This window comes from Methylobacterium sp. Gmos3 (assembly GCF_056430985.1).
Genome location: NZ_JBWJYL010000002.1, coordinates 432,331 through 456,073, shown reverse-complemented (window position 1 = coordinate 456,073; position 23,743 = coordinate 432,331). Strand labels below are relative to the sequence as shown.

Genomic DNA, 23,743 nt, shown 5'->3' with positions numbered 1-23,743 from the left:
GATGCGACGACCGATCGGACCCGCTGGATCGAGCGGCATGTTCGGCATTGCGTCGCTCACACGCGCAACGACGGCGGCGGAGGCCTGCTCGCCGAACAGGCCTCCGCGATGTCGTCGGCAGGCTGCTCAGAACACCTTCTGGAACCAGCCGTGCGAGTCGTTGGTGTTGCCCCGCTGGATGTCGACCAGCAGGCTGCGCAGGCGGCGGGCCACCGGACCGGCGACGGCATCGCCGATGGTGAAGTCGTCCTCGCGCCCGCGCACCCGGCCGATAGGCGTGATCACCGCCGCCGTGCCGCAGGCGAAGGCCTCGGTCTGGCGGCCGGAGCGCACGTCCGCGCGCCATTGGTCGATGGCGTAGAGTTCCTCGCGCACGGTCAGCCCCGCCTCGCGGGCGAGGGTGATGATCGAGTCGCGCGTGATTCCGGGCAGGATGCTGTCGGACAGCGGCGGGGTCAGCAGCGTGCCGTCCTCGAAGACGAAGAACACGTTCATGCCGCCGAGTTCCTCGACGTAGCGGCGCTCGGCCGCGTCGAGGAACACCACCTGCTCGCAGCCCTTGCTCGCCGCCTCGGCCTGCGCCGCGAGGCTCGACGCGTAATTGCCGCCGCACTTGGCCGCGCCCGTGCCGCCGGGAGCGGCGCGGGTGTAATGCTCGGACAGCCACACGGTGACGGTACCGTTCGGATCCTTGAAATAGGAGCCGACCGCCGAAGCGATGGTGATGAAGAGGTATTCGGTCGCCGGCTTCACGCCGAGGAACACCTCGTTGGCGATCATGAACGGGCGCAGGTACAGGCTGCCGTCCGCCGTGTCGGGGATCCAGGCGCGGTCGATCTCGACGAGTTTGCGCTGCGCCTCGATGAAGGCGTCTTCCGGGAAGGGCACCATCGCCATGCGCTCGGCCGAGCGGCGGAAGCGCTGGGCGTTCGCTTCCGGCCGGAACAGGGCGGCGCCGCCATCGGCGGTGCGATAGGCCTTCAGCCCCTCGAAGATCTCCTGGGCGTAGTGCAGCACCGCCGCCGCCGGATCGAGGGGGATCGGCGCCCGCGCGGTGATCCGCGCATCGTGCCAGCCGTGCGCCGCGCTGTAGCGGGCAATGGCCATGTGGTCGGTGAACACCTTGCCGAAGCCGGGATTGGCCATCAGGGCGGCGCGGTCCTCGGCCGAGCGGGGGGCCGGGTTGCTGTCGATCTCGAACGTCAGGTCGCTCACGGTCAGGTCCTCTCGGGCGGAGCCGTGCCATCCCCGATTCGGGACGGTGCGGCTCCGGCCGCATGTTCCGGCGCGCTCCCGCAGGGGACGGGCCGCCGCCGCAGCGGGGAGCGCATCCGGTCCCTTATGGCGTGGTCTGCGCCGGGACGCCACTGTCCTCCGGCCGCATGGGATCGTCCCCCGGTTCGTCGCTGAGTTGCAGCCGCCGCAGGCGGGCATAGGCACCGCCGCGCACCACGAGGTCGTCATGGTGGCCGGTCTCGATGACGCGGCCCGCCTCCATCACCGCGATCACCCCGGCGTCGCGCACGGTCGAGAGGCGGTGGGCGATGACGAGGACGGTCCGCCCGCGCATCAGCTGGCCCAGCGCCTCCTGCACCAGCCGCTCCGATTCGGAGTCGAGCGCGGATGTCGCCTCGTCGAGGAGCAGGATCGGCGCGTCCTTCAGGAAGGCGCGGGCCAGGGCGATGCGCTGCCGCTCGCCGCCCGAGAGCCGCCCCCCGCCGGAGCCGACGCGGAATTCGTAGCCCCCAGGAAGCGCCGATACGAATCGGTGCGCGGCGGCCGCCTTCGCCGCCGCCTCGATCTCGGCCTGCGTGGCGCCGGGGCGCCCGAAGGCGATATTGGCGGCGATGGTGTCGTCGAACAGCACGACCTCCTGCGAGACGACGGCCACCGCCGCGCGCAGGGAGGAGAGGGTCACGGCGCGCACGTCCTGCCCGTCGATCAGCACCCGCCCCGCATCGACGTCGTAGAGGCGGGGCACAAGGTTGAGCAGGCTCGACTTGCCGGAACCGGAGCGGCCGACCAGGGCCGTCACGCCACCCGCCGGGGCGGTCAGGTCGATACCCTCAAGGGCCGGCGCGTCGGCGCGGTAGCGGAAGCGCACCGCTTCGAAACGGATCTCTCCGGCCCCGACTTCGAGCGGCACGGCGTTCGGCGCCTCGCGGATGGTGGGCGCCTCGTCCATCAGGTCGAAGTAGCGCCGCAGGGCCGCCGCCGCCTCCTGCAGGATGGCGTTGAGGTTGCCCAAGGCTCGCGCCGGCTGCGCGGCGAGCAGCAAAGCGGCGACGTAGCCGGTGAAATCGCCGACCGTGCGGTCGCCGTTCAGCACCCGCTGGCCGACGAGGACGAGCACCACCGCCACCGCGAGGCCGCCGCCGATTTCGAGCAATGGGTCGAGCCGTCCGCGTGCGTTGGCGGCCTTCATCTTCAGGCGTCGGACTTCATTGAGGGATTCGGCGGCCCGGCCCTTCAGGTAGCCCTCCATCGCGAAGGTCTTGGCGACGCGGGCGCCCTGCAGGCTCTCGGAGATCAGGCTCGCCGTTGCACCCATCTGCTCCTGCGTCGAGGTCGAGACTTTCCGTAGCTTCTTGCCGATCTTGCCGATGGGTCCCGCCACGAAGGGCACGGTGACGCCCGCGACCAGGGTCAGGATCGGGTCCATCCAGAGGAGGGCGGCCACCAGCCCGGCCAGCATGGCGATGTCGCGCAGGAGCACCGTCGAGATGCGGGTCAGCGCCTCCTTGATGAAGGCGAAATCGGTGGTGAAGCGCTGGGTGAGGGCGGCGGGGCTCTCCCGCCCGAGCTGGGCGAGGTCGGCCTCGATGAGGTGGCCGTAGAGGGCGGCCTGCATGTCGGCCTCGACGCGGGTGACGACCTTGTTGGTCAGCACGGTCTGCCCATAGAGCGCGAAGCCGCGCAGCGACGTGACGAGCACGACGATGATGGGGCCATAGGCGATGGCCGAGGCGTCCTTGCGGTCGAAGGCGTCGAAGGCGGCCTTGATGAGGGCCGGATAGAGCCCCGTCGAGGCGCCGACCACGGCGATCAGCACCAGGACGACGGCGAGCACCGCGCGGTGGGGGAAGAGCCATTCCCGCCACAGCCGGGCGAGCAGGGGGGCCGTGTCGCCGGGCAGGCGTGCCATGGAAAGTCCGGTTCGAACCTCGTCGCCGGCCCGGGATGCGGGGCGGCGGAGGCGGTGTGACGCCCCCGCCGCCGCGGATCAAGTTATTCCGGCCGAAAGCCGTCTCAGCGGCCCTCGCCCTCCGGCCCGTGGTCGCCGTCGCGATCATCGTGGTGATGGCGCCAACCATGCCCGCCCATCGGCCCCATCGGGCGCGACAGGATCAGCGCCCGGCGCTTCTGGTCCTGATCGAGGCTCGCGTAGAGCGGTTGCGTCGCGTCGGCGAGCTTGCGCAGGGCGTCGGCCCGCGTAGAGGCCATGTCGGCCATGGCGCGGAGGGCGGCGGGCGGATCGTCGGCGAAGCGCGGCCCGTTCTCCATGGTGGCCCGGCGCTGCTGGCGCATCTTGGCCATGTCGTGCATCGCGGCCTCGACCGGCGGCCACAGCTTTTCCTGATCGGGCGTCAGCTTGAGGCCGGCATGGATCGCGGCGATCCGGGCATCGGCGAAGGCGGCGCGGTCTTCCGGCGTCAGGGCGCTCCAGCGGCCGTGCATTCCGCCGGGGTGCCGGTCGTGCGCCCAGGCGGCCCCCGCGAGCCCGAGGCCGACGAGGCCGGTGGCGAGCAGGGCGGTGGTGCGACGGGACATCGTGATCTCCTCGTGGTTCGGGACAGGCGCCGAAACGCGCGTCCGACCGCCATCAGGCGCCCGCGATGTATCCGCCTTGTGTATGTAATAGTGTTACATTATCAGGCCGCGATGGCAGGGAGACTCGCGGTGCGTGGATTGGTGCGGATGGCGGCTGTGCTCGCCCTCGTTCTCGGGTCGTGGGCCTCGGCCCTCGCGGGGGACGGGCCGGTGCGCGCGGTGGCGACCTTCTCGATTCTCGGAGACCTCGTGCGGCAGGTCGGCGGGAGCCATGTCGACGTGGCGACGCTGGTCGGGCCGGGCTCGGACGTCCATACCTTCAGCCCCGCGCCGGGCGATGCGCGCACGCTCGCGAAGGCGGATATCGTCTTCGTGAACGGGCTCGGCCTCGAAGGCTGGATCGAGCGGCTGATCCGCGCCTCCGGCACGAAGGCTCCGATCGTCACGGCGAGCAAGGGTGTGCCGACCATCGCCGAGGCCGATCCGCACGGCCATGCCGGGCACGATCACGGCGATGTCGACCCCCATGCCTGGCAGAGCGTGGCGAACGTGAAGGTCTACGTGGCCAATATCCGCGACGGCTTGGCGAAGGTCGATCCGGCCCACGCGGCCGATTATGCCGCCGCCGCAACGGCCTACATCGCCAAACTCGACGCCCTCGACCGGGACGTGCGCGCCGCGCTGGAGCGGATCCCGCCGGAGAACCGCCGGCTCATCACCACGCACGATGCCTTCGGCTATTTCGGCGCGGCCTACGGCCTGACGATCCTCGCGCCGCAGGGCATCTCGACCGAGAGCGAGGCTAGCCCGCGCGACGTGGCCAAGATCATCACCCAGATCCGCAAGGAGAAGGTGCCCGCGGTCTTCCTCGAGACGGTGTCGGACCCCAGGCAAATGGAGCGCATCGCCCAAGAGAGCGGCGCGCGGATCGGCGGCGCGGTCTATTCGGACGCCCTCTCCCCGCCGGACGGCCCGGCACCGACCTACCTTGCGATGATCGCCTACAACGTGAAGGCGTTCGAGGCCGCTCTCGCGCCACGCTGACGGGCTGGGTGGGCTGACACAGCGTAAACCAATGGTTAAGAGGCCCGCCCTACCTTGAGGAGGGAGGGTGCCGGCCGAACCTCGACCGTGAGGTCTCCCGGGCCTGAAGTCATGGGAGAACGCGTGGCTTGGGGGCCTGATGGCTGGGGGCCTGACCGCTGGCGACTCTACCGCTTGGTCGGCCGGGAAGTCGCGCGCACGACGCGCGCCGCTGCCGCGCGCGCCAGCGCGCCGCCCGCGATCCTGGCGCGCGTCCGCGTCGGCGCCCTGGTGATCGCGCCGCAGGATCTGCGAACCTCCGACGCCACCTTCGCCGACGATATCTATGCCGGGCTGTTCGTCTTCGCCGGGCGCTCCCTCGCGGCCGGCGGCGGCTCGCCCTTCGATTACGCGCCGCCCTCGCCGGAATGGGCGGACGAGCTCTACGGCTTCGGCTGGCTGCGCCACCTCCGGGCGGCGGACACGGCGCTGGCCCGCGCCAACGCCCGCAGCTTCGTCTCCGATTTCATCGCGGGACGGGGCGATCCGGTCCTGGCGCGGCAGACGCCGGTCGCCGCGCGGCGGCTGATCTCGTTCCTGTGCCAATCGCCCCTCGTGCTCGAAGGAGCCGATCACGGCTTCTACGACAGCTTCCTGCGGGCCATCGGCCGTAACGCGCAGCAACTGGAGCGCGACCTGCGCAAGGGCGTGCTGCCGGCATCTCGGCTGAACGCGGCGGTGGCGCTCTGCTACGCGGGCCTGTGCTGCGAGGGGCTCCAATCGATCCTGCGGCGGGCGACCCGGGTGCTCACGCGGGAACTGGAACGGCAGATCCTGACCGATGGCGGCCACCGCTCGCGCAACCCGCGCTTCGGCATGGAATTGCTGCTCGATCTGCTGCCCCTGCGGCAGGCCTTCCTCAGCCGCTCCGTCGAGCCGCCGGCCGCGCTCCTGCGCGCCGTCGACCGGATGCTGCCGCTGCTGCGGTTGCTGCGGCACCCGGATTCCTCGCTCAGCCACTACAACGGCATGGGCGCCACCGACGCGGATCATCTCGCGACGCTTCTCGTCTATGACGACACGTTCGGGCGGCCGATGATGCACGCCCCGAATTCCGGCTACGAGCGGATCGAGGGCGGACGCATCGTGCTCACCGCCGATGTCGGGGCCTGCGCGCCGCTGCCCTATTCGATGAATGCCGGGGCGGGCTGCCTGTCCTTCGAGATGTCGAGCGGACCGCAGCGCATCGTCGTCAATTGCGGCCTGCCCGCGAGCGGGCCCGACCTGCGCCTACTGGCGCGTTCCACGGCGGCCCATTCGACCGCGACGGTGGCCGATGCCTCCTCCTGCCGCTTCGTGGTGAAATCCGGCTGGTGGTGGGAGCGGCGCATGAGCGCCTGGATCAGCCGGCGGATGGGACCGGTGGTCCTGCGCGGCCCGGAAACGGTCGCCGCCGAGCGCGTCGAGCAGGAGGACGGCATCGTCCTCGCCGCACGGCACGACGGCTACGTGCAGGAATTCGGCCTCATCCACGAGCGGCGCTGGCACCTCATGCCGGAGGAGGGGCGCCTCGAAGGGCACGATGCCTTCATGCGCCAGGGCAAGGGCGCGAAGTCCCGCCTGCCGGGGCGTTCGCGCGGGCTCTCCGTGGCGGTGCGCTTCCACATCCACCCCGCCATCGCCGTGCGCCACGTGCCGGGCGGGATCGAACTCGCCTCGGCGCTGGGAGAGGTCTGGCTGTTCGACGCCGAGGGCGCCGAGGTGCGCATCGAGGAGAGCGTCTACTTCGCCGGCCTCAGCGGGCCGCGCCGGACCGACCAGATCGTGCTCTACCTCGCCGTCACCGACGCCGCCGAGGTGCGCTGGACCTTCGCCCGCCTCGCAGGCGGCACCCGCTGAGGGTTTCAGCGGGAGGGGAGGGTCATCCCGCGAGGCTGGCCGCGCGCGGCGGTTCCATGGTAGCGCACCGCGACATACAACCACTTCGGCCCGACCCATGACCCACGATCACGTGCGGGTGTCCCGCGCGCTCCTGTCCGTTTCCGACAAGGGCGGCCTCGTCGATTTCGCCCGCGCCCTCGACGGCCGCGGCATCGCCCTGGTCTCGACCGGCGGCACTTTCAAGGCGTTGAAGGATGCCGGCATCCCCGTCACTGAGGTCGCGGACCTGACCGGCTTCCCGGAAATGATGGACGGCCGGGTGAAGACCCTTCATCCGGCGGTGCATGGCGGCCTGCTCGCGATCCGCGACAACCCGGAGCATCAGGCGGCGCTGGCTGCGCACGGGATCGGCGCCATCGACCTGCTGGTGGTGAACCTCTACCCGTTCGAGGCGACGATCGCGGCGGACAAGCCCGAAGAGGATTGCATCGAGAACATCGATATCGGCGGCCCGGCGATGATCCGCGCGGCGGCCAAGAACCACGCCGACGTGGCGGTGGTGACCGACGTGTCGGATTACGGCACGATCCTCGACGCCCTCAAGGCCGGCGACGGCACGCTCTCCTTCGGCCTGCGCCGCAAGCTCGCGCAGAAGGCCTATGCCCGCACCGCCGCCTACGACGCGGCCATCGCCAATTGGATGGCGACGCGGTTCGAGGTGGACGAGCCGCAACCGTTCCGGGCCTTCGGCGGCACCCTCGCGCAGGGGCTGCGCTACGGCGAGAACCCGCACCAGAGCGCCGCCTTCTACCGCGCGCCGGGCATTCCGCGCGCGGGCGTCGCGACGGCCCGGCAGCTTCAGGGCAAGGAGCTGTCGTTCAACAATTTCAACGACACGGACGCGGCCTACGAATGCGTCGCCGAGTTCGATCCGGCGCGCACGGCGGCGGTGGCGATCATCAAGCACGCCAACCCCTGCGGCGTGGCCGAGGGCGGGAGCCTGCTCGAAGCCTATGAGCGGGCGCTCGCCTGCGATCCGGTCTCGGCCTTCGGCGGCATCGTCGCCCTGAACCGGACCCTCGACGCCGAGGCCGCGCGCAAGATCGTGGAGATCTTCACCGAGGTCATCATCGCCCCCGAGGCGAGCGAGGAAGCCATCGCCATCCTGGCGGCCAAGAAGAACCTGCGCCTGCTGCTCGCGGGCGGCCTGCCCGATCCGCGCGCCCCCGGCGTGACGGTGCGGACGCTGGCCGGCGGACTGCTCGTGCAGGGCCGCGACGCGGTGGTGGTCGACGACATGCCGTTCCAGGTCGTCACCAAGCGTGCCCCCACCGAGGCCGAATCCTCCGACATGCGCTTCGCCTACCGGGTCGCCAAGCACGTGAAGTCGAACGCCATCGTCTACGCCAAGGACGGCGCGACGGTGGGCGTCGGGGCCGGGCAGATGTCGCGGGTCGATTCCTCCCGCATCGCCGCCTGGAAGGCCCGCGAGGGCGCCGACCGGCTCGGCCTCGCCGAGAGCCTCGCCAAGGGGGCGGTGGTCGCCTCCGACGCCTTCTTCCCCTTCGCGGACGGTCTGCTCGCCGCTGCGGAGGCCGGCGCCACGGCGGTGATTCAGCCGGGCGGCTCGATGCGCGACAACGAGGTGATCGCCGCCGCCGACGAGGCCGGTCTGGCGATGGTCTTCACCGGACACCGCCACTTCCGCCACTGAGGGGCGGGGAACCGCCCTCTCGCAATGACGGTGGGTGTTCGAGGCCCGGCGCATCGCTGCGCCGGGCCGCCGATCAGGCCAGGAGATCCCTGTCCTTGGTCTCGGGGATGAAGATCAGGCCCACCACGAAGGTGAAGAGCGCGATCACGATCGGGTACCAGAGGCCGTAATAGATGTCGCCGGTCTGGGCCACCATCGCGAAGGCGGTGGCGGGCAGGAGACCGCCGAACCAGCCGTTGCCGATATGGTAGGGCAGCGACATCGAGGTGTAGCGGATCCGGGTCGGGAACAGCTCCACCAGCGCGGCGGCGATCGGGCCGTAGACCATCGTCACGTAGACCGCGAGGATGAACAGGATCCCGATCACCGCGAGCTTCTGGCTCGTGAAGATGTCGAGCGGATGCGCGGCCTTGATCACGGTCGGGTTCGCCGTGGCCGAGGGGTAGCCGGCTTCCGTGAGCGCGGCTGACACCGATTTGGCGAAGGCCGGGTCGGCCACGGGGAAATCCTTCCCCTTGACGGTGACGACGGTCGCCGTGCTGCCCGGCTGGTTCTCGGTGGTGTAGTTCACGGCCGAGCGGGCGAGCAGCGCCTTGGCGACGTCGCACTCCTTCGTGAACTTGGCCGTGCCGACCGGATTGAACTGGAACGAGCACTCGGCGGCGTTGGTCTTCACCACAACCGGCACGTCCGTCTGCGCCGCGTGCAGCGCCGGGTTGGCGCTGGCGGTGAGCATGTGGAACAGCGGTAAGTAGGTGAGGGCGGCGAGCAGGCAGCCGCCCAAAATGATCGGCTTGCGGCCGATCTTGTCCGAGAGCGCACCGAAGACCAGGAACCCGCCGGTCACCGCGATCAGAGACCACGCCACCATCACGTTGGCGGTGAACTGATCGACCTTCAGAATGCTCTGCAGGAAGAACAGCGCGTAGAACTGGCCGGTGTACCAGACCACCGCCTGGCCGGCGGTGAGACCGAGCAAGGCCAGCAGCGCCCATTTGGCGTTCTTCCACTGGCCGAAGGCTTCGGAGAGGGGCGCCTTGGAGTGGGTGCCCTCTTCCTTCATCTTCTTGAAGGCCGGGCTCTCGCTCATCTGAAGGCGGATCCAGACCGAAACCGCGAGCAGGGCCACCGAGACCAGGAACGGAATGCGCCAGCCCCACACCTGGAAGGCGGTGAGCGTGCTCGTGGTGCCGTCGGCGTTGGTGATCGTGGTGGCCGGGAAGGCGCTGTTCACGTAGCCCTGCGTCGACAGGATGATGATCAGCGAGAGCAGCAGGCCCAGCGTCGCGGTCGCCTGGATGAACGAGGTGTAGAAGCCGCGCCGGCCAACGGGCGCATGCTCGGCCACATAGACCGCCGCGCCGCCATACTCGCCGCCGAGCGCCAGGCCCTGGAGCATCCGCAGGATGAGCAGCGACACGGGCGCGACCCAGCCGATGCCGTAGACGCTAAGCGCGTTGTAGGATGGCAGCAGGCCGACCGCGAAGGTCGAGATGCCCATGATCAGGATGGTGACGAGGAAGGTGTGCTTGCGGCCCACGAGGTCGCCGAGGCGGCCGAACACCAGTGCGCCGAAGGGGCGCACGATGAACCCCGCCGCGAAGGCGAGGAGCGCGAAGATGTTGCGCGTGGCTTCCGGGTAGGCCGAGAAGAACTGCGCGCCGATCACGGTCGCGAGGGAGCCGTAGAGGAAGAAGTCGTACCACTCGAAGACGGTCCCGAGCGAGGAGGCCAGGATGACCTTCTTCTCGCCCGCGGTCATCGGCCTTGCGGTCTCTTCGGCCCGCGGTAACGCGGCTGCCACTGCCATCTGTCGTGCCCTCCCAGGTGATTGACGACGCCTTTGCGGCGCGGTCTGCGTTTTTCGCAGATCACCTATGCGTTACATCACACGCGCGACGAGCCCAACAGATAAAGCATTCGTGAATCCCAACTATCAACACGACAGACACGAAGCGTAATCGGACCGTGGAACGAAGAAGGGGCGCGGTTTGCACCGCGCCCCCTTTGTCATTCTTCGAAGGATTAAGTTCGATCAGTGAGCGTGGGCACCCACGGCGCCGATGCCGGTCTCGGAGCGCACGAACTGAGCTTCGAAAGCGGCCCTCTCCCGCTGGGCGCGGCGGGAATTGTCCATCAGGGACACGATCCAGATCGTCGCGAAGGCCAGCGGCATCGAGAACAGCGCCGGGTTGTCGTAGGGGAACAAAGCCACCGGATGGCCGAAGGTCGTGACCCACACGGCCTTCGAGAGCACCACCATCACCACCGCCGCCGTCAGGCCTACGAGGCCGCCCGCGAGCGCGCCCCAGGTCGTGGTGCCGCGCCAGAGGATCGACATCGCCAGCACGGGGAAGTTGCAGCTCGCCGCCACCGAGAAGGCGAGGCCGACCATGAAGGCGACGTTCTGGTTCTCGAAGACGTAGCCGAGCACGATGGCCACGATGCCGATGACCACCGCGGCGATCTTCGACAGCCGCACCTCGGCCGTCTCGGAGGTGCGTCCACGGGCGATGACCTGGGCGTAGAGGTCGTGGCTGACCGCCGAGGCGCCGGCCAGCGTCAGGCCCGCCACCACCGCGAGGATCGTCGCGAAGGCGACCGCCGAGATGAAGCCCAGGAAGTACGGGCCGCCCACCGCGTTGGCGAGGTTCACGGCGACCATGTTGGTGCCGCCGATCATGTCCTTCAGCTTGTCGAAGGTCCCGGCCGCGCCGAGCTTGAAGTAGCTCGGATCGGACATGAGCAGCGCGATGCCGCCGAATCCGATGATGAAGGTGAGGATGTAGAAGTAGCCGATCAGGCCGGTGGCATAGAACACCGACTTCCGGGCCGCCTGCGCGTCCGACACCGTGAAGAACCGCATCAGGATGTGCGGCAGGCCGGCGGTGCCGAACATCAGGCCGACGCCGAGGGAAATCGCCTCGACCGGGTTCGAGACCAGGCCGCCCGGCGCCATGATCGCCTCACCCTTCGGGTGGACGTCGACCGCCTTCTTGAACAACACCTCGGGGTTGAAGCCGTAGAAGTAGAGCACGGCGCCGGCCATAAAGGTCGCGCCGCCGAGCAGCAGGCAGGCCTTGATCACCTGCACCCAGGTGGTCGCCTTCATGCCGCCGAAGGCGACGTAGACGATCATCAGCACGCCGACGATGATCACGGCGTAGAGGTAGGGCAGGCCGAACAGGAGCTGGATCAGCTTACCGGCGCCGACCATCTGGGCGATGAGGTAGAAGGCGACCACCACCAGGGTGCCCACCGCCGAGATGATGCGGATCGCGGTCTGGTCGAGGCGAAAGCTCGCCACGTCGGCGAAGGTGAACTTGCCGAGGTTGCGCAGCCGCTCCGCGATGAGGAACAGCACGATCGGCCAGCCGACGAGGAAGCCCGTCGAGTAGATCAGCCCGTCGAAGCCAGAGGTGTAGACGAGGCCGGAAATGCCGAGGAACGACGCGGCCGACATGTAGTCGCCCGCGATGGCCAGCGCGTTGGTGCCGGCCGAGATGCCGCCGCCGGCGGCGTAGAAGTCGGCGGCCGACTTGGTGCCCTTGGCCGCCTTGTAGGTGATGCCGAGGGTCAGCAGCACGAAGAACAGGAACATGCCGATGGCGGGCCAGTTCGTGGCCGATTGCTGCACGGCGCCGAGATCGGGTCCGGCCGCGTAGGCCGCCGTCGCCGCGATCGCGGCGAGGGTCAGGCCGAGGAAGAGGGAAACGTGGCGCATCAGCGGGCGACCTTGCGCGTGAGGGCGTCGCTCAGGGCGTCGAAGCGCGTATTCGCGCGGGCGACGTAGATGCCGGTGAGCAGGAAGGCGAACAGGATGACGAAGACGCCGAGGAACAGGCCCAGCGAGGCCGTGCCGCCGCCGACCTTGATCGCCATCACCGACTTGTCGAACGCGATGAGGCCGATGAACCCGAAATAGACCACCAGCATCAGCCCGGTGAGGATCCAGCCGAACTTCGTGCGCTCGGCCACGAGTTGCTGGAATTCCGGCGTCCGCGCGATGCGTTCCAGCTGCGGATCGACGGTATCCGTTCCCGCCGCTCCTATGGGCGTGACGTTCGCCCCCAGACGTCCAACCGTTGACCCACTCATCGCGTCATCTCCCCGGAAGGCGTCTCCGGCCTTCCAATCCATTGCCAAGATTTGCCTTGGATCGCTCTTGTTATTGGGGGCGGCCGTCTTGCCGACGACCGCCCCGTCCTGAGGCCCACATGAGGTGGGACAGTTCAGCCCCGGTTCTGCCGGTTGTCGATCAAGTCATCGACCACGGCGGGATCGGCGAGCGTCGAGGTGTCGCCGAGCGAACCGAAATCGTCCTCCGCGATCTTGCGCAGGATGCGGCGCATGATCTTGCCGGAGCGGGTCTTCGGCAGGCCGGGGGCGAACTGGATCAGGTCGGGCGAGGCGATCGGCCCGATATCCTTGCGCACCCAGGCGACGAGCTCCTTGCGGAGCGCGTCGTCGCCGTCCTCGCCCTCGTTCAGGGTGACGTAGGCGTAGATGCCCTGGCCCTTCACGTTGTGCGGGTAGCCGACCACCGCTGCCTCGGCGACCTTCGGGTGCGCGACGAGGGAGGATTCGACCTCCGCCGTGCCCATCCGGTGGCCGGAGACGTTGATGACGTCATCGACGCGGCCGGTGATCCAGTAATAGCCGTCCCCATCGCGCCGGGCGCCGTCGCCGGTGAAGTACTTGCCGGGATAGGTCGAGAAGTAGGTCTGCTCGAACCGCTCGTGGTCGCCGTAGACCGTGCGCATCTGGCCCGGCCAGGAATCGGCGATGCAGAGGTTGCCCTCGCAGGCACCCTGCAACACCTTGCCCTCGGCATCGACCATCTCCGGCTGCACGCCGAAGAACGGGCGCGTGGCCGAGCCCGGCTTCAGGGCGGTGGCGCCCGGAAGCGGGGTGATGAGGATGCCGCCGGTCTCGGTCTGCCACCACGTGTCCACGATGGCGCAGCGGCTGTCGCCGACGACCTTGTAGTACCAGTCCCAGGCTTCCGGGTTGATCGGCTCGCCGACCGATCCCAGCACCCGCAGGCTCGCGCGGGAGGTCTTCTTCACCGGACCCTCGCCGCCGCCCATGAGGGAGCGGATCGCGGTCGGCGCGGTGTAGAAGATGTTGACCTTGTGCTTGTCCACGACGTCCCAGAAGCGGGAGTTCGACGGATAGGTCGGGATGCCCTCGAACATCAGCGTGGTCGCGCCGTTCGCGAGCGGGCCGTACACGATGTAGCTGTGGCCCGTGACCCAGCCGACATCCGCCGTGCACCAGTAGACGTCGCCCTCGCGGTAATCGAACACGTACTGGTGGGTCATCGAGGCGTAGACGAGGTAGCCGCCCGTGGTGTGCACCACGCCTTTCGGCTGGCCGGTCGAGCCCGAGGTGTAGAGGATGAAGAGCGGGTGCTCGGCCTCCACGGCCTCCGCCGGGCACTCGTCCGTCACCTGCTCGGCGGCCTCGTCGTAGTAGACGTCGCGGCCGGGCTCCATGGCGATGGCGCTGCCCGTGCGGCGCACGACGATGACGTGATCGACGATCGGGCTGCCCAGGCGCTTGATCGCCTCGTCCACGTTGGCCTTCAGCGGCACCTTGCGGCCACCGCGCAGACCCTCGTCGGCGGTGATGACCACCTTCGAGGCGCAACCCTGGATGCGCTGGGCGAGGGAATCCGGCGAGAAGCCGCCGAACACGATGGCGTGGATCGCCCCGAGCCGGGCGCAGGCCAGCATGGCGTAGGCGGCCTCGGGAATCATCGGCAGGTAGAGGGTGACGCGGTCGCCCTTCTCGACGCCGCGGTTGCGGAGCACATTCGCCCAGCGGCACACTTGCGCGTGCAACTCGCGATAGGTGATGTGCCTCGACTCGTCCGGGTTGTCGCCTTCCCAGATGATGGCCGTCTGTTCGCCGCGGGTCTCGAGATGGCGGTCGACGCAATTGTAGGCGACGTTGGTCTTGCCGTCCTCGAACCACTTGATCGAGACGTTTCCGGGCTCGAAGCTGGTGTCCTTGACGCGCGTATACGGCGTCATCCAGTCGATCCGCTTGCCGTGTTCGCCCCAGAAAGCGTCGGGATTCTTGACCGACGCCTCGTACATCTCGCGATACTTGGCATCATCGACGAGCGCGCCCTCGCGCCACGCGTCCTGGACTTCGACGACCTTGCCTTCCATCGTGTTCCATCCCTGTTTTTGGTGCCTGATCGTATCGCGGTTCACACCGCGCAGCCAGGACTTCCAAAGTCGTGTAGCGTCATGGAGGCCGATCCGGTAACCCCCGGACGTCCCCATGCGCACAAGAACCCGACGGGCTCGAACTAAATTGAGCGCAATGGAAACGTGATGAACGGCCAGTCACCGGACTGTCAAGCGGGTTTCATCCACTCAACCGTCACGTGCCACTAACAATTCGGTCAGCCCGGTTCTTGAGATGACAAAGTAGCGGACTTGTCTCGCAAGGCGGGGCGGAGGCCGCGCCGCGCCGGCAGCAGGATTTCGACCAGCATTCCGTCCTCGGCCCGGCCGGTCGAGCGCAGACGGCCGCCATTGGCCTGGACCAAGGCCCGGGGCAGGGCGAGACGCGGGTCGTCCTCGCCCGCGATGGATCCCGCGCTCTCCTGCGCCGGGCTTCCGTCGCGGACGCGCAGGGCCACCTCGGCGCCTTCGCCGAGTCCCGTCGAAACGATGACCTGCCCCCCGGCGACCGAGCGGCGGATGGCATGTTCGATGACGAGGGCGGCCGCCCGGCGCACGCTCGGTTCATCGACTTCGAGTTCGGCGAGGTCGGCCGAGAAGCTGGTGCGCAGGACGATGCGCCCCCGCGCCGCTTCGGCATGGAGCTCGGCGACGCACGCGGCGACCACCTCGTTCAGGGCCAGCGGGCGCGGCGAAAGGTCGATCTGCCCGGCCTCGATGGCGGCGAGGTCGGAGAGTTCGGCCATGCGCTCCACGATCCGCTCGCCCGCATCGCGGATATCGGAGAGGCAGGCGCGGTAGCGTCGGTCGCCGAGGGCGCCGTAGCGCTCCTCCAGCATGGCGTGGGTCAATGAGAGGATGGCATCCACCGGCTCGCGCAACTCGCGGTCGAGGCGCAGCAGGCTGCTGGCGCGGGGGGCGGAAGGCTCCGGCCGGGCGGCCGGGGCGGCGCCGCTGAGGGTCGAGTCGGGAAGGCGGTGCAGCACTGCGACCCGGTGCCCGTCCGCGCGCGGAGGGGCGAGGGCGAGGGTCATGGCCCGGCCCTGCGCGAGCACGGCCGAGGGCGCCTCGCCGCCGCCGGCCAGGGCGTTGGCAAGGGGGGCGGCGCTGCCGGCGTCGAACAACCCGGCAAAGGCGCTGCCCACGAGTTCGGTGGCGGCTCCTCCGAGGCAGGCGACCGCCGCGCGATTCAGGGTGACGACCCGCCCGTCGCGGTCGATGGTGACGACACCCGCCTGAAGGGCATCGAGGGCGGCTTCGGCGCCGAGGGCCCGCCCGGCCTGAGCCTCGCGCGCCAACCGCTCGGCGGCGAGTTCGCGTCGTGGATCGTTCTCGTCGAGGCCGCGCAGCAGGAGGATCGCCGCCGGCCCGCCGTCCCAGGCGCAGATGCCTCGGGTGACTTCGACGGGGAGCGCGCCGCCCTCCGCCATGCCGATGGCGGTTTCGTGCGACTGGCCGCTGCGGAAGTTCGGCGGCCCGCCGGGAAACACCGCATGGATCCCCGCCGCCCTCAAAGCTTCGACATCGGCGAAGCGGGTCATGTCGAGGAAGGGACGGTTCACCGCCAGGATCGCCTCGCCCCGATGGACCAGGGCCGCCATGGGCAGGCTGTCGAGGAGGCCGCCGCTTTCGTCGCCCTCATCCTGCGCCGGAGGGGCGATGTCCGCCCGCAGGCCGGGGAAGGGCATCACGGAGCCGGCCAGCCGCTCGGCCAGGGGGGCGGCGCTGTCGTCGTCGCCGGCATAGCGCGCGCCCAGGGCGCGGGCGATCTCGCGGAAAGCGGCGTGTTCGTCTGTCGAAAGCGTCGCGTCGGACCCGGCGATGTCGTCTTCGTCTGAGGCGAACGCGATCAGGTCGTCGGCGAGTGTCGCGACGCCGGCATCCGCCCGCGCCACGCCCCGGATGGTCCCGAAGCCCTCGAAGCCCCGGAAGGCCGCGCCCTCACGCGCCGAGGGCGCCCCCGAGACCTCGGCATGGACGATGTTGAGGCCGAGGCGGAAGCTGATCGGCTGCTTGCGAAAGGTCGTCCGCCCCGCCAGCGCGGCGAGCAGCGTGCGCAGGCCAGCGGCATCCCCCCCGGCGAGCATCCGCCAATCCTGGCCCGACAGGCCCGCGAGCGGTCCGGTCAGCCGCGTGAGAGTGCCCGCTTCGTCGCTGCGCCACAGGAAGCGGTCGCCCTCGCGGGGCGGCTCGATCGCCGGCATCGGCACAGGCACCGTCGCCGGCACCGCGGGCGACTCGGTCCTGGCCACCGGATGGGCTGGCAGGCGCGGCAAGGCCGGCACACCCGAGGGCACGGCGAGATAGACCGAACGCCCCTCCGCATCCGTCGCGCGGGACACCATGAACAGGGAAGGCGGCACGATCCGGCGCGGATCGAGGCGCAGGCGCACGAGGCGATGGCCGCCCTCGGACGGGCAGCACGCGGCGAGCTGGCGCGCGATGCCGGGCAGGTCGAGGCCGCGCAGGACCTCGCCCAGCCGCTCGGCCGCCGGTGAGGCATGGCGCACCCGCCCGTCCCCGGCATCGAGGACGAGATGGCTCCCGCTCGTATCGTTCAGGGTGGCGGCCAGGGCCGCGTCGCGCTCCCAGAGCGCGAACGCCGGCGACAGGCGCTCGTCCTGCATTGTGCTGTCGGTGTCCAAGCCCCGCGACTCCGCTCCCGGCTCCAGATGTCCGTCCCGTCCGGTATGCCCGCCGCGCCACTCCGGCATGCGAACGACCCTCTTTGTAGCGCTTAGTACCGCCAATCGCTGGACTATGGCGCTAGCCGTCACACGTTTACGTCATGTCAACCTTAATGCGTGCGGCGCGGGTGGCATATGGCTGCGAATCGATTATTGTGCAGTGCACAACGCGCCATCAACAGCCGCTAACGAGAGGACAGCCACATGAGCAACACCCCGAACTACGAGATCCCCACCGAGATGCGCGACTTCGCCGAGAAGAGCGTCGACCAGGCCCGCAAGGCGTTCGACAGCTTCATCGGTGCGGCCCGCCGCACGGCCGACACCGTCCAGGGTTCGGCTGAGGTGGCCCGCAACAACGCGCAGAACGCGTCGTCGCGCGGTTTCGAGTACGCCGAGCAGAACGTCAATGCGGCGTTCGACTTCGCCAAGCGCATCGTGCGCGCGAAGGACGTGCAGGAAGCCATGCAGATCCAGGCCGACTTCGTCCGCAGCCAGTTCGCGGCGATGCAGAGCCAGGCCAAGGAGTTCTCCGGCATCGCGCAGAGTGCCATGCAGGAAGGCGCCGAGCGCGCCAAGTCCGTCATGCAGCAGGGCGCCGACGAGGCCCGCCGCGCGATGGAGCAGGGCCGCGACGCCGCCAACCAGACCGTCGAGAACGCCCAGAACGCGGCCGATCGCGCCACCAACCACTGACCGATTCGCCGCGTGCGAGTCGCCGGCTAGGTAGACGGCCCGTCCCGCGCTGGGGCGGGCCGTCTCGTTTTTGCCCCCATTCCCGCTGACAGCGGCGAAGCGGGGCCGAAGCGGCCCGGTGGAAACGGGAGTGCGACGATGAACGGATTCCGTGGCGGAGCGCGCTGGCTCTGCGGCGCCTTGAGCGCACTGGCGCTCGCGTCGTCGGTCACGACGGCCGGCGCCCAATATTACGAAGGCCCGCGTGGCGGCTATGACCGCCGCGCCCCGGCCTACGAGGACGATTACGCGCCGCCGCCGCCGCCGCGCCGCCGGGTGGTGCGCGAGGTCGGCTACAATTGCGATGCCGTGCAACGCGGCCTGACCGGGCCGAAGCCCTATTCCTGCCCGCTGCCGGGGCCGCGTCCGCTGGGCGCCCGCTGCTTCTGCGATCTGCCGATCGCCTCGTTCAGCCCGGCACAGACGGCGGTCGGACAGGTCGTTCCGTAACGACGAAGCCCTGCCCGGCGGGTCGCGCCGGGCAGGGCTTCATCCTCGTCGCTCGGATCGCGATCAGTTCAGCACGACGACCTTGGCGCCGACCTTCACGCGCTCGTAGAGATCGCTGACGTCGTCGTTGGTCATGCGGATGCAGCCGGACGACACCGCCTGACCGATCGTGTCGGGCTCGTTCGAGCCGTGGATGCGGTACTCGGTGCCGCCGATATACATGGCGCGGGCGCCGAGCGGGTTCTCGATGCCGCCGGCCATGTAGCGCGGCAGGTCGGGACGGCGGGCGAGCATCGCCTTCGGCGGAACCCACGACGGCCATTCCTTCTTGGCGGTGATGGTCTTCACGCCACCCCAGGTGAAGCCCGGACGGCCGACGCCGACGCCGTAGCGCAGGGCCTCGCCGTTCCCGAGAACCAGATACAGCCGCCGCTCGGAAGTCGAGACGACCATGGTGCCGGGGGCGTAATTCGCGGTGAAGGGGACGACTTCACGCGGGATCGGCTGGACCTGCGCCTGCGGCGCGGCCTGGACGCCCTGGCCGTAACCGGGGTTGGACGTGCCCTGATACCCGTAGGGGCTCTGGTCAGCGTAGTAATCCTCGGCATCGCTCCCACCGAAGGGATCGTAGGACGAGGCGGCGAGGGCGGGAGCGGAAAGAACGCAGACGCCGAGGAGCGCAGCGAGCGCAGTGACCGAGGTCTTCATGGTGCCTACCTGTGCAGTAACCTTTGCCGTTACAAGCGGGACCATGCCGCCTGAGTTCCACGATGGTCTGGGGATTTTTATTCCCACCGCGAATACGTAAGTTTTGATGATTCGACTGTCTCCATCGCGAGGGGGCGGCGAGCGCACGGCCGGCCTGCTCTCCGGGCGGTTTGTGACTCGCGCCGACCCGCGCTAGAGCGGGCCGCCATGTCTCACAACACGTTCGGCCACCTGTTCCGCGTCACCACCTTCGGCGAGAGCCACGGGGTGGCGCTCGGCTGCGTCGTGGACGGCTGCCCGCCCGGCCTCGCGCTGGAGGCCGAGGAGATCCAGGCCGAGCTCGACCGGCGCAAGCCCGGCCAGTCGCGCTTCACCACGCAGCGGCGCGAGCCCGATCAGGTGAAGATCCTCTCCGGGGTCTTCTCCGACGACCGCACCGGGGGGCGCCAGTTCACCACGGGCACGCCGATCGCGCTGATGATCGAGAACACCGATCAGCGCTCGAAGGATTATTCCGAGATCCGCGACAGCTACCGGCCCGGCCACGCGGACTACACCTACGACGCCAAGTACGGCATCCGCGATTATCGTGGCGGCGGGCGCTCCTCCGCGCGGGAGACCGCCGCGCGGGTGGCGGCCGGCGCGGTGGCGCGCAAGGTGATTCCCGGGGTGACGATCCGCGCGGCCCTCGTCCAGATGGGCCCGCACGCCATCGACCGCAGCCGCTGGGATTGGGACGAGGTGGCCCGCAATCCGTTCTTCTGCCCCGATGCCGAGACGGCGCGTTTCTACGAGGAATACCTCGACGGCATCCGCAAGGACGGCTCGTCGGTCGGCGCGGTGGTCGAGGTGGTGGCCGAGGGCGTGCCGCCGGGCCTCGGCGCACCGGTCTACGGCAAGCTCGATTCCGATCTCGCGGCGGCGATGATGTCGATCAACGCGGTGAAGGGCGTGGAGATCGGCGATGGGTTCGCCGCCGCCGCCCTGCGCGGCGAGGAGAATGCCGATGAAATGCGCGCCGGCAACGACGGGCGCCCGCGCTTCCTCGCCAACCATGCCGGCGGCATCCTGGGCGGCATCTCCAACGGCGAGCCGGTGGTGGTCCGCTTCGCGGTGAAGCCGACCTCCTCGATCCTCACGCCCCGCCAGTCGGTGAGCCGGGACGGCACCGAAGTGGACCTCATCACCAAGGGCCGCCACGACCCTTGCGTCGGCATCCGCGCCGTGCCGGTCGCCGAGGCGATGATGGCCTGCGTGCTGGCCGATCACTATCTCCGTCATCGCGGTCAGGTGGGGCAGCCCTGACCGAGATGCCGTCCCCGTGGGACGGCCCGTCGCGACTTTAGGACGTCACCCGTGAGCCATTGCACCGTCACCGAAGTGATCGAAGCCTTCGCCCGAGGCGAGATCGTCGTCGTCACCGACGATGACGACCGTGAGAACGAAGGCGATCTCGTCGTCGCCGCCTCCCTCTGCACGCCGGAGAAGATGGCGTTCATCATCCGCAACACCTGCGGCATCGTCTGCGCCCCGTTGAGCCTGTCCGAGGCGCGGCGCCTGCGCCTGGACCCGATGGTCGCCTCGAACGACGCGCCGCTCGGCACGGCCTTCACCGTCACGGTGGACGTGAAGCACGGCCTCACCACGGGCATCTCGGCCGAGCAGCGCTGCAACACGGTGCGGGCGCTCGCCAACGGCAACATGGGCGCGGCGGATTTCGTGCGCCCCGGCCACGTCTTCCCGCTCATCGCCCGCGACGGCGGCGTGCTGATGCGCTCCGGCCATACCGAGGCGGCCGTGGACCTGTGCAAGCTCGCCGACCTGCCGCCGGTAGGCGTGATCTGCGAACTCGCCAACGACGACGGCACCGTGATGAAGGGGCCGCAGATCGACGCCTTCGCCGAGACACACAAGCTCAAGCGGATCTCGGTCGCCGATCTCATCGCCTACCGGCAGGCCCGCGACCGGCTGGTGGAGCGCATCGGCCATTTCCAGGTTCAGTCCGCCCACGGGGCGATGACGGCGCATGTCTATTCGACGCCGTTCGAGACGATCCAGCAATTCGCCTTCGTGATGGGCGACATCGGCGACGGGCGTGACGTGCTGGTGCGCCTGCACCGCTCGAACGTCGCCGCCGACGTGATCGGGGGCGGCCAGCAGATCGACTCGGTGCTGCGCCGCTTCGCCGAGAAGGGCAGGGGCGTCCTCGTCTACCTGCGCGACGGCACGGCGGGCGTGCCCGTGAAGAGCGTCAACGAGGAAGGCGCCGAGGCCGTCCGCGCCCGGCAATGGCGCGAGGTCGGCCTCGGGGCGCAGATCCTGCGCGACCTCGGCGTGGTCTCGATCCGCAACCTCGCGACGTCGTCGCGCTCCTATGTCGGCCTGTCGGGCTTCGGCATCGAACTCCTCGGCGACGAGCCGCTGTAGGGCTCGCCGGGGCGCGGATCAGTTGGTGATCCGCGCCTGCGCCCCGGCCGCCAAGAACATCTGCTGGACGGCGGTGTTGATCTCGCTCGGCGAATCGGCCGCGTAGGCGTAGCTCGGCGCCGACGCGCAGGAGGCGAGGTTCGAGGCGATCGAACTCGCCAGATAGGTCTTCACGAAGTCGAAGACACTGTTGAGAGTCGGGCTGGTGCTCTGGAGGTTCGACGGCGGCACGATGTACTTCGTGTTCAGCGTCATTAGCGTGTAGCCCTTGTTTTTGATCGGGGTACACGCCGTCGGATCGAAGGCCTGGATGACGATCGGCACCGAGAAGCCGGTGAGGCTCTTGCAGTTCGGGTTTTGACAGGGGGAATACGGCACGAAGTTCGTATCGTAGCCGTCGATCCAGCTGCTGCCGGATTTCACCTTCATGTCCGAATCCTGCACCCCGTCCGTGATCAACATCACGAATCCCTGAGCCGTGGCCGACGTCAGCCCGTTGCCATCCGTATTGAGGGTGTTGCCCAGGGACTTCAGGCTGTAGGTCGTGTTGGTGCCCCCGTCTTTCACGTTGTCGGTGATATCGAGACCCTGCACGACCGAGATGGCATCCGCGACCTTCCCGAGCGTGAACACGTTGTTGAACTGCGTGCTCATCGTCCAGACCGAGACCTGGAAACGGGTCGCGTTGCCGGCGGCGATGATCTGCTTCAACGCAGAGACGACGGCATTCTTGGCCACGTCGATCCGCAGGGTCGCGCCCTTGTTGCGGGCGGTATCGGTCGTGTTCGTGTGGTGGCAGGCGACCGCGCAGCCGCCCGTGGCGTTGTAGACGATTTGCTGATCGGCCGTGGTGGCGCCGATGCCCATCGAGGATGACGTGTCGATCACGATGTAGATGTTCGTGAAGGCCGGGATCGTGAGGGTCGAACTCGCCGAGCCGCTGAAGCTCGCCGTGCTCGTGCCGAGGGCCTTCATGAAGATCGTCGGCATCGTGAAGGAATAGGATGTCGTCGCGGTGAGCACGCGCCCGGACACGTTCATGGAAATGGTCGGCGTCGGCACGGCCGCCGGAAGCGAACCGGTATTGGCCTTGAACTGCGCGAGCGCCTGCGCCTTGCCGACGGCGATCGCGTTGGTGGTCGGATCGGCCGTGCCCGTATAGTTCACGATGTAGGTCTGGGCACTGGTGATGGCGGCGATCACGGCCGCGTCGGCGGCGTGATCGAGCTTCGACTTGGCCGCCAACTCCATGCCGTAATCGACCGACAGGCCGATGAAGCCGACCATCGGGATCGCCGAGAAGGCGGTGATGGTGGTGAGGCTGCCCGAGCGCGCGGCCCAGGCGCGCTGCATCAGCTTCGGCAGGCGCCGCAGGTGCGCGAGAAGGCGGGATCGCATCGTCATGTCGTCCCGGCCCCTGTGAGAAGATCGCGAGCGCGCATGGTCAGTAACCGGCGCAGGCTTGGCCGAAGCCGTCGTCGTTGCTGGCGACCGTGTACTTGAGCGAGCTGACGTAGCGGGGGTTGATGTACGAGGAGCGTTTCATGGTGACGCTGTTGAGCAGCCCCGTGAACACCGCCGGCGACCACGTGTAGGTGATGTCGGCCACGACCACGAAGAGCGGCGGTCCGTTGCCGCCCTGCGGGTTGGCGACCGGGGTGAACAGGCTCGCGGGCAGCGTCCCGGCGGTCGGCAGGGCGGTATCCAAGGCGGAGGATTGCGTGCTGTTGCACGCCCTCTGCTTGGCTCCGCCGGTCCAGTTGATTGCGGCCTTGTAGGTGCAGTTGCTGGTGCAGCCGGTCACGGTCGGCGCGAAGCTGACCCCGGCCAGCGAGATGGTGATGTCGTTCCCCCAGGCGATGCCCTTGCGCGTGGCGTCGCTCAACACCTTCGGAAAGGTGAGCATCGTCGAGTCGACCGCATAATGCAGGTCGGTCGAGGTGACGCTGGTGTCGGAATCGGCCGCGAGGATCTCCGCGATCGAGTTCGCGGTGTCCGTCAGCTGGCGCGATTGCCGCACGAAGCTCGAATACTCGAAGATGCCTGCTGAGACGCCGAGCAGGATCGGGAAGATCAGGGTGAACTCCACGGCGGCAATGCCGCGGCTCTCGCGCAGGAAGCGCCGAAGCAGAGCAGGGGGAGCCATG

At 69.0% G+C, this 23,743-nt stretch carries 18 protein-coding genes; 7 read left to right on the top strand and 11 right to left on the bottom strand.

What is annotated here, in order from left to right; genetic code table 11:
* Positions 1–126: 126 nt before the first annotated feature.
* The 3 genes from ACS5Q7_RS05725 to ACS5Q7_RS05715 form a co-directional block, all read right to left on the bottom strand.
* Positions 127–1,215, bottom strand: coding sequence for a branched-chain amino acid aminotransferase (locus ACS5Q7_RS05725; RefSeq protein ID WP_478338447.1), 1,089 nt, complete (start codon positions 1,213–1,215; stop codon positions 127–129).
* 124 nt (positions 1,216–1,339) lie between these two features.
* Positions 1,340–3,145, bottom strand: a complete 1,806-nt coding sequence (locus ACS5Q7_RS05720) for an ABC transporter ATP-binding protein (protein WP_478338446.1) — start codon at positions 3,143–3,145, stop codon at positions 1,340–1,342.
* A gap of 104 nt (positions 3,146–3,249) precedes the next feature.
* Positions 3,250–3,771 (bottom strand): Spy/CpxP family protein refolding chaperone, encoded by a 522-nt coding sequence (locus tag ACS5Q7_RS05715; RefSeq protein WP_478338445.1) that lies wholly within the window; start codon positions 3,769–3,771, stop codon positions 3,250–3,252.
* 147 nt (positions 3,772–3,918) lie between these two features.
* Between ACS5Q7_RS05715 and ACS5Q7_RS05710 the strand changes: the two genes are divergently transcribed.
* The 3 genes from ACS5Q7_RS05710 (at position 3,919) to purH (ending at position 8,389) form a co-directional block, all read left to right on the top strand.
* A complete protein-coding gene (locus ACS5Q7_RS05710) occupies positions 3,919–4,815 on the top strand; it encodes a metal ABC transporter solute-binding protein, Zn/Mn family (protein ID WP_478338444.1) in 897 nt (298 codons plus the stop codon).
* 123 nt (positions 4,816–4,938) lie between these two features.
* The gene (locus ACS5Q7_RS05705; protein WP_478338443.1) at positions 4,939–6,693 is read left to right on the top strand and encodes a heparinase II/III family protein; all 1,755 of its coding nucleotides are present in this window, start codon (positions 4,939–4,941) and stop codon (positions 6,691–6,693) included.
* 97 nt (positions 6,694–6,790) lie between these two features.
* Positions 6,791–8,389, top strand: coding sequence for a bifunctional phosphoribosylaminoimidazolecarboxamide formyltransferase/IMP cyclohydrolase (purH, locus tag ACS5Q7_RS05700; RefSeq protein WP_478338442.1), 1,599 nt, complete (start codon positions 6,791–6,793; stop codon positions 8,387–8,389).
* 73 nt (positions 8,390–8,462) lie between these two features.
* On the opposite strand, the gene ACS5Q7_RS05695 is transcribed toward purH, so the two are convergent.
* The 5 genes from ACS5Q7_RS05695 to ACS5Q7_RS05675 all read right to left on the bottom strand — a co-directional run bounded on the left by ACS5Q7_RS05695 (position 8,463) and on the right by ACS5Q7_RS05675 (position 17,234).
* Positions 8,463–10,199, bottom strand: coding sequence for an MFS transporter (locus ACS5Q7_RS05695; RefSeq protein ID WP_478338441.1), 1,737 nt, complete (start codon positions 10,197–10,199; stop codon positions 8,463–8,465).
* A gap of 225 nt (positions 10,200–10,424) precedes the next feature.
* Positions 10,425–12,113, bottom strand: coding sequence for a cation acetate symporter (locus ACS5Q7_RS05690; RefSeq protein WP_478338440.1), 1,689 nt, complete (start codon positions 12,111–12,113; stop codon positions 10,425–10,427).
* The gene (locus ACS5Q7_RS05685) at positions 12,113–12,487 is read right to left on the bottom strand and encodes a DUF485 domain-containing protein (RefSeq protein ID WP_478338439.1); all 375 of its coding nucleotides are present in this window, start codon (positions 12,485–12,487) and stop codon (positions 12,113–12,115) included. The genes ACS5Q7_RS05690 and ACS5Q7_RS05685 overlap by 1 nt, the downstream gene beginning before the upstream one ends.
* A gap of 134 nt (positions 12,488–12,621) precedes the next feature.
* Positions 12,622–14,568, bottom strand: a complete 1,947-nt coding sequence (acs, locus tag ACS5Q7_RS05680) for an acetate--CoA ligase (RefSeq protein ID WP_478338438.1) — start codon at positions 14,566–14,568, stop codon at positions 12,622–12,624.
* A gap of 239 nt (positions 14,569–14,807) precedes the next feature.
* Complete coding sequence (locus ACS5Q7_RS05675) at positions 14,808–17,234, bottom strand: PAS domain-containing protein (protein ID WP_478338437.1); 2,427 nt, start codon at positions 17,232–17,234, stop codon at positions 14,808–14,810.
* A gap of 246 nt (positions 17,235–17,480) precedes the next feature.
* On the opposite strand from ACS5Q7_RS05675, the gene ACS5Q7_RS05670 reads away from it, so the two are divergent.
* Together ACS5Q7_RS05670 and ACS5Q7_RS05665 are read left to right on the top strand one after the other, a co-directional pair.
* Positions 17,481–17,972 carry a phasin gene (locus tag ACS5Q7_RS05670; protein WP_478338436.1) on the top strand — a complete coding sequence of 164 codons (492 nt, stop codon included), beginning with the start codon at positions 17,481–17,483 and terminating at the stop codon, positions 17,970–17,972.
* Between the two features lie 138 nt (positions 17,973–18,110).
* Positions 18,111–18,461, top strand: coding sequence for a hypothetical protein (locus ACS5Q7_RS05665; RefSeq protein ID WP_478338435.1), 351 nt, complete (start codon positions 18,111–18,113; stop codon positions 18,459–18,461).
* A 63-nt stretch (positions 18,462–18,524) separates the two neighbouring features.
* Here ACS5Q7_RS05665 and ACS5Q7_RS05660 read toward each other — a convergent pair whose 3' ends face one another.
* The gene (locus tag ACS5Q7_RS05660) at positions 18,525–19,169 is read right to left on the bottom strand and encodes a L,D-transpeptidase (protein ID WP_478338434.1); all 645 of its coding nucleotides are present in this window, start codon (positions 19,167–19,169) and stop codon (positions 18,525–18,527) included.
* 207 nt (positions 19,170–19,376) lie between these two features.
* On the opposite strand from ACS5Q7_RS05660, the gene aroC reads away from it, so the two are divergent.
* Together aroC and ribB are read left to right on the top strand one after the other, a co-directional pair.
* A complete protein-coding gene (gene aroC / locus ACS5Q7_RS05655; protein ID WP_478338433.1) occupies positions 19,377–20,474 on the top strand; it encodes a chorismate synthase in 1,098 nt (365 codons plus the stop codon).
* A gap of 51 nt (positions 20,475–20,525) precedes the next feature.
* The gene (gene ribB, locus ACS5Q7_RS05650) at positions 20,526–21,596 is read left to right on the top strand and encodes a 3,4-dihydroxy-2-butanone-4-phosphate synthase (protein ID WP_478338432.1); all 1,071 of its coding nucleotides are present in this window, start codon (positions 20,526–20,528) and stop codon (positions 21,594–21,596) included.
* A gap of 18 nt (positions 21,597–21,614) precedes the next feature.
* Here ribB and ACS5Q7_RS05645 read toward each other — a convergent pair whose 3' ends face one another.
* Positions 21,615–23,000, bottom strand: coding sequence for a TadE/TadG family type IV pilus assembly protein (locus ACS5Q7_RS05645; RefSeq protein ID WP_478338431.1), 1,386 nt, complete (start codon positions 22,998–23,000; stop codon positions 21,615–21,617).
* A gap of 40 nt (positions 23,001–23,040) precedes the next feature.
* A complete protein-coding gene (locus ACS5Q7_RS05640) occupies positions 23,041–23,742 on the bottom strand; it encodes a TadE/TadG family type IV pilus assembly protein (RefSeq protein WP_478338430.1) in 702 nt (233 codons plus the stop codon).
* Position 23,743 lies beyond the last annotated feature (1 nt).

What these genes read in the sequence shown, in the direction of transcription:
- ACS5Q7_RS05690 (WP_478338440.1), bottom strand. Translation starts at nt 12,113, where the DNA reads ATGCGCCACGTTTCCCTCTTCCTCGGCCTGACCCTCGCCGCGATCGCG.
- purH (WP_478338442.1), top strand. Translation starts at nt 6,791, where the DNA reads ATGACCCACGATCACGTGCGGGTGTCCCGCGCGCTCCTGTCCGTTTCC.
- ACS5Q7_RS05720 (WP_478338446.1), bottom strand. Translation starts at nt 3,145, where the DNA reads ATGGCACGCCTGCCCGGCGACACGGCCCCCCTGCTCGCCCGGCTGTGG.
- ACS5Q7_RS05670 (WP_478338436.1), top strand. Translation starts at nt 17,481, where the DNA reads ATGAGCAACACCCCGAACTACGAGATCCCCACCGAGATGCGCGACTTC.
- ACS5Q7_RS05665 (WP_478338435.1), top strand. Translation starts at nt 18,111, where the DNA reads ATGAACGGATTCCGTGGCGGAGCGCGCTGGCTCTGCGGCGCCTTGAGC.
- acs (WP_478338438.1), bottom strand. Translation starts at nt 14,568, where the DNA reads ATGGAAGGCAAGGTCGTCGAAGTCCAGGACGCGTGGCGCGAGGGCGCG.
- aroC (WP_478338433.1), top strand. Translation starts at nt 19,377, where the DNA reads ATGTCTCACAACACGTTCGGCCACCTGTTCCGCGTCACCACCTTCGGC.
- ACS5Q7_RS05640 (WP_478338430.1), bottom strand. Translation starts at nt 23,742, where the DNA reads ATGGCTCCCCCTGCTCTGCTTCGGCGCTTCCTGCGCGAGAGCCGCGGC.
- ACS5Q7_RS05715 (WP_478338445.1), bottom strand. Translation starts at nt 3,771, where the DNA reads ATGTCCCGTCGCACCACCGCCCTGCTCGCCACCGGCCTCGTCGGCCTC.
- ACS5Q7_RS05660 (WP_478338434.1), bottom strand. Translation starts at nt 19,169, where the DNA reads ATGAAGACCTCGGTCACTGCGCTCGCTGCGCTCCTCGGCGTCTGCGTT.
- ACS5Q7_RS05695 (WP_478338441.1), bottom strand. Translation starts at nt 10,199, where the DNA reads ATGGCAGTGGCAGCCGCGTTACCGCGGGCCGAAGAGACCGCAAGGCCG.
- ACS5Q7_RS05685 (WP_478338439.1), bottom strand. Translation starts at nt 12,487, where the DNA reads ATGAGTGGGTCAACGGTTGGACGTCTGGGGGCGAACGTCACGCCCATA.
- ACS5Q7_RS05645 (WP_478338431.1), bottom strand. Translation starts at nt 23,000, where the DNA reads ATGACGATGCGATCCCGCCTTCTCGCGCACCTGCGGCGCCTGCCGAAG.
- ACS5Q7_RS05710 (WP_478338444.1), top strand. Translation starts at nt 3,919, where the DNA reads ATGGCGGCTGTGCTCGCCCTCGTTCTCGGGTCGTGGGCCTCGGCCCTC.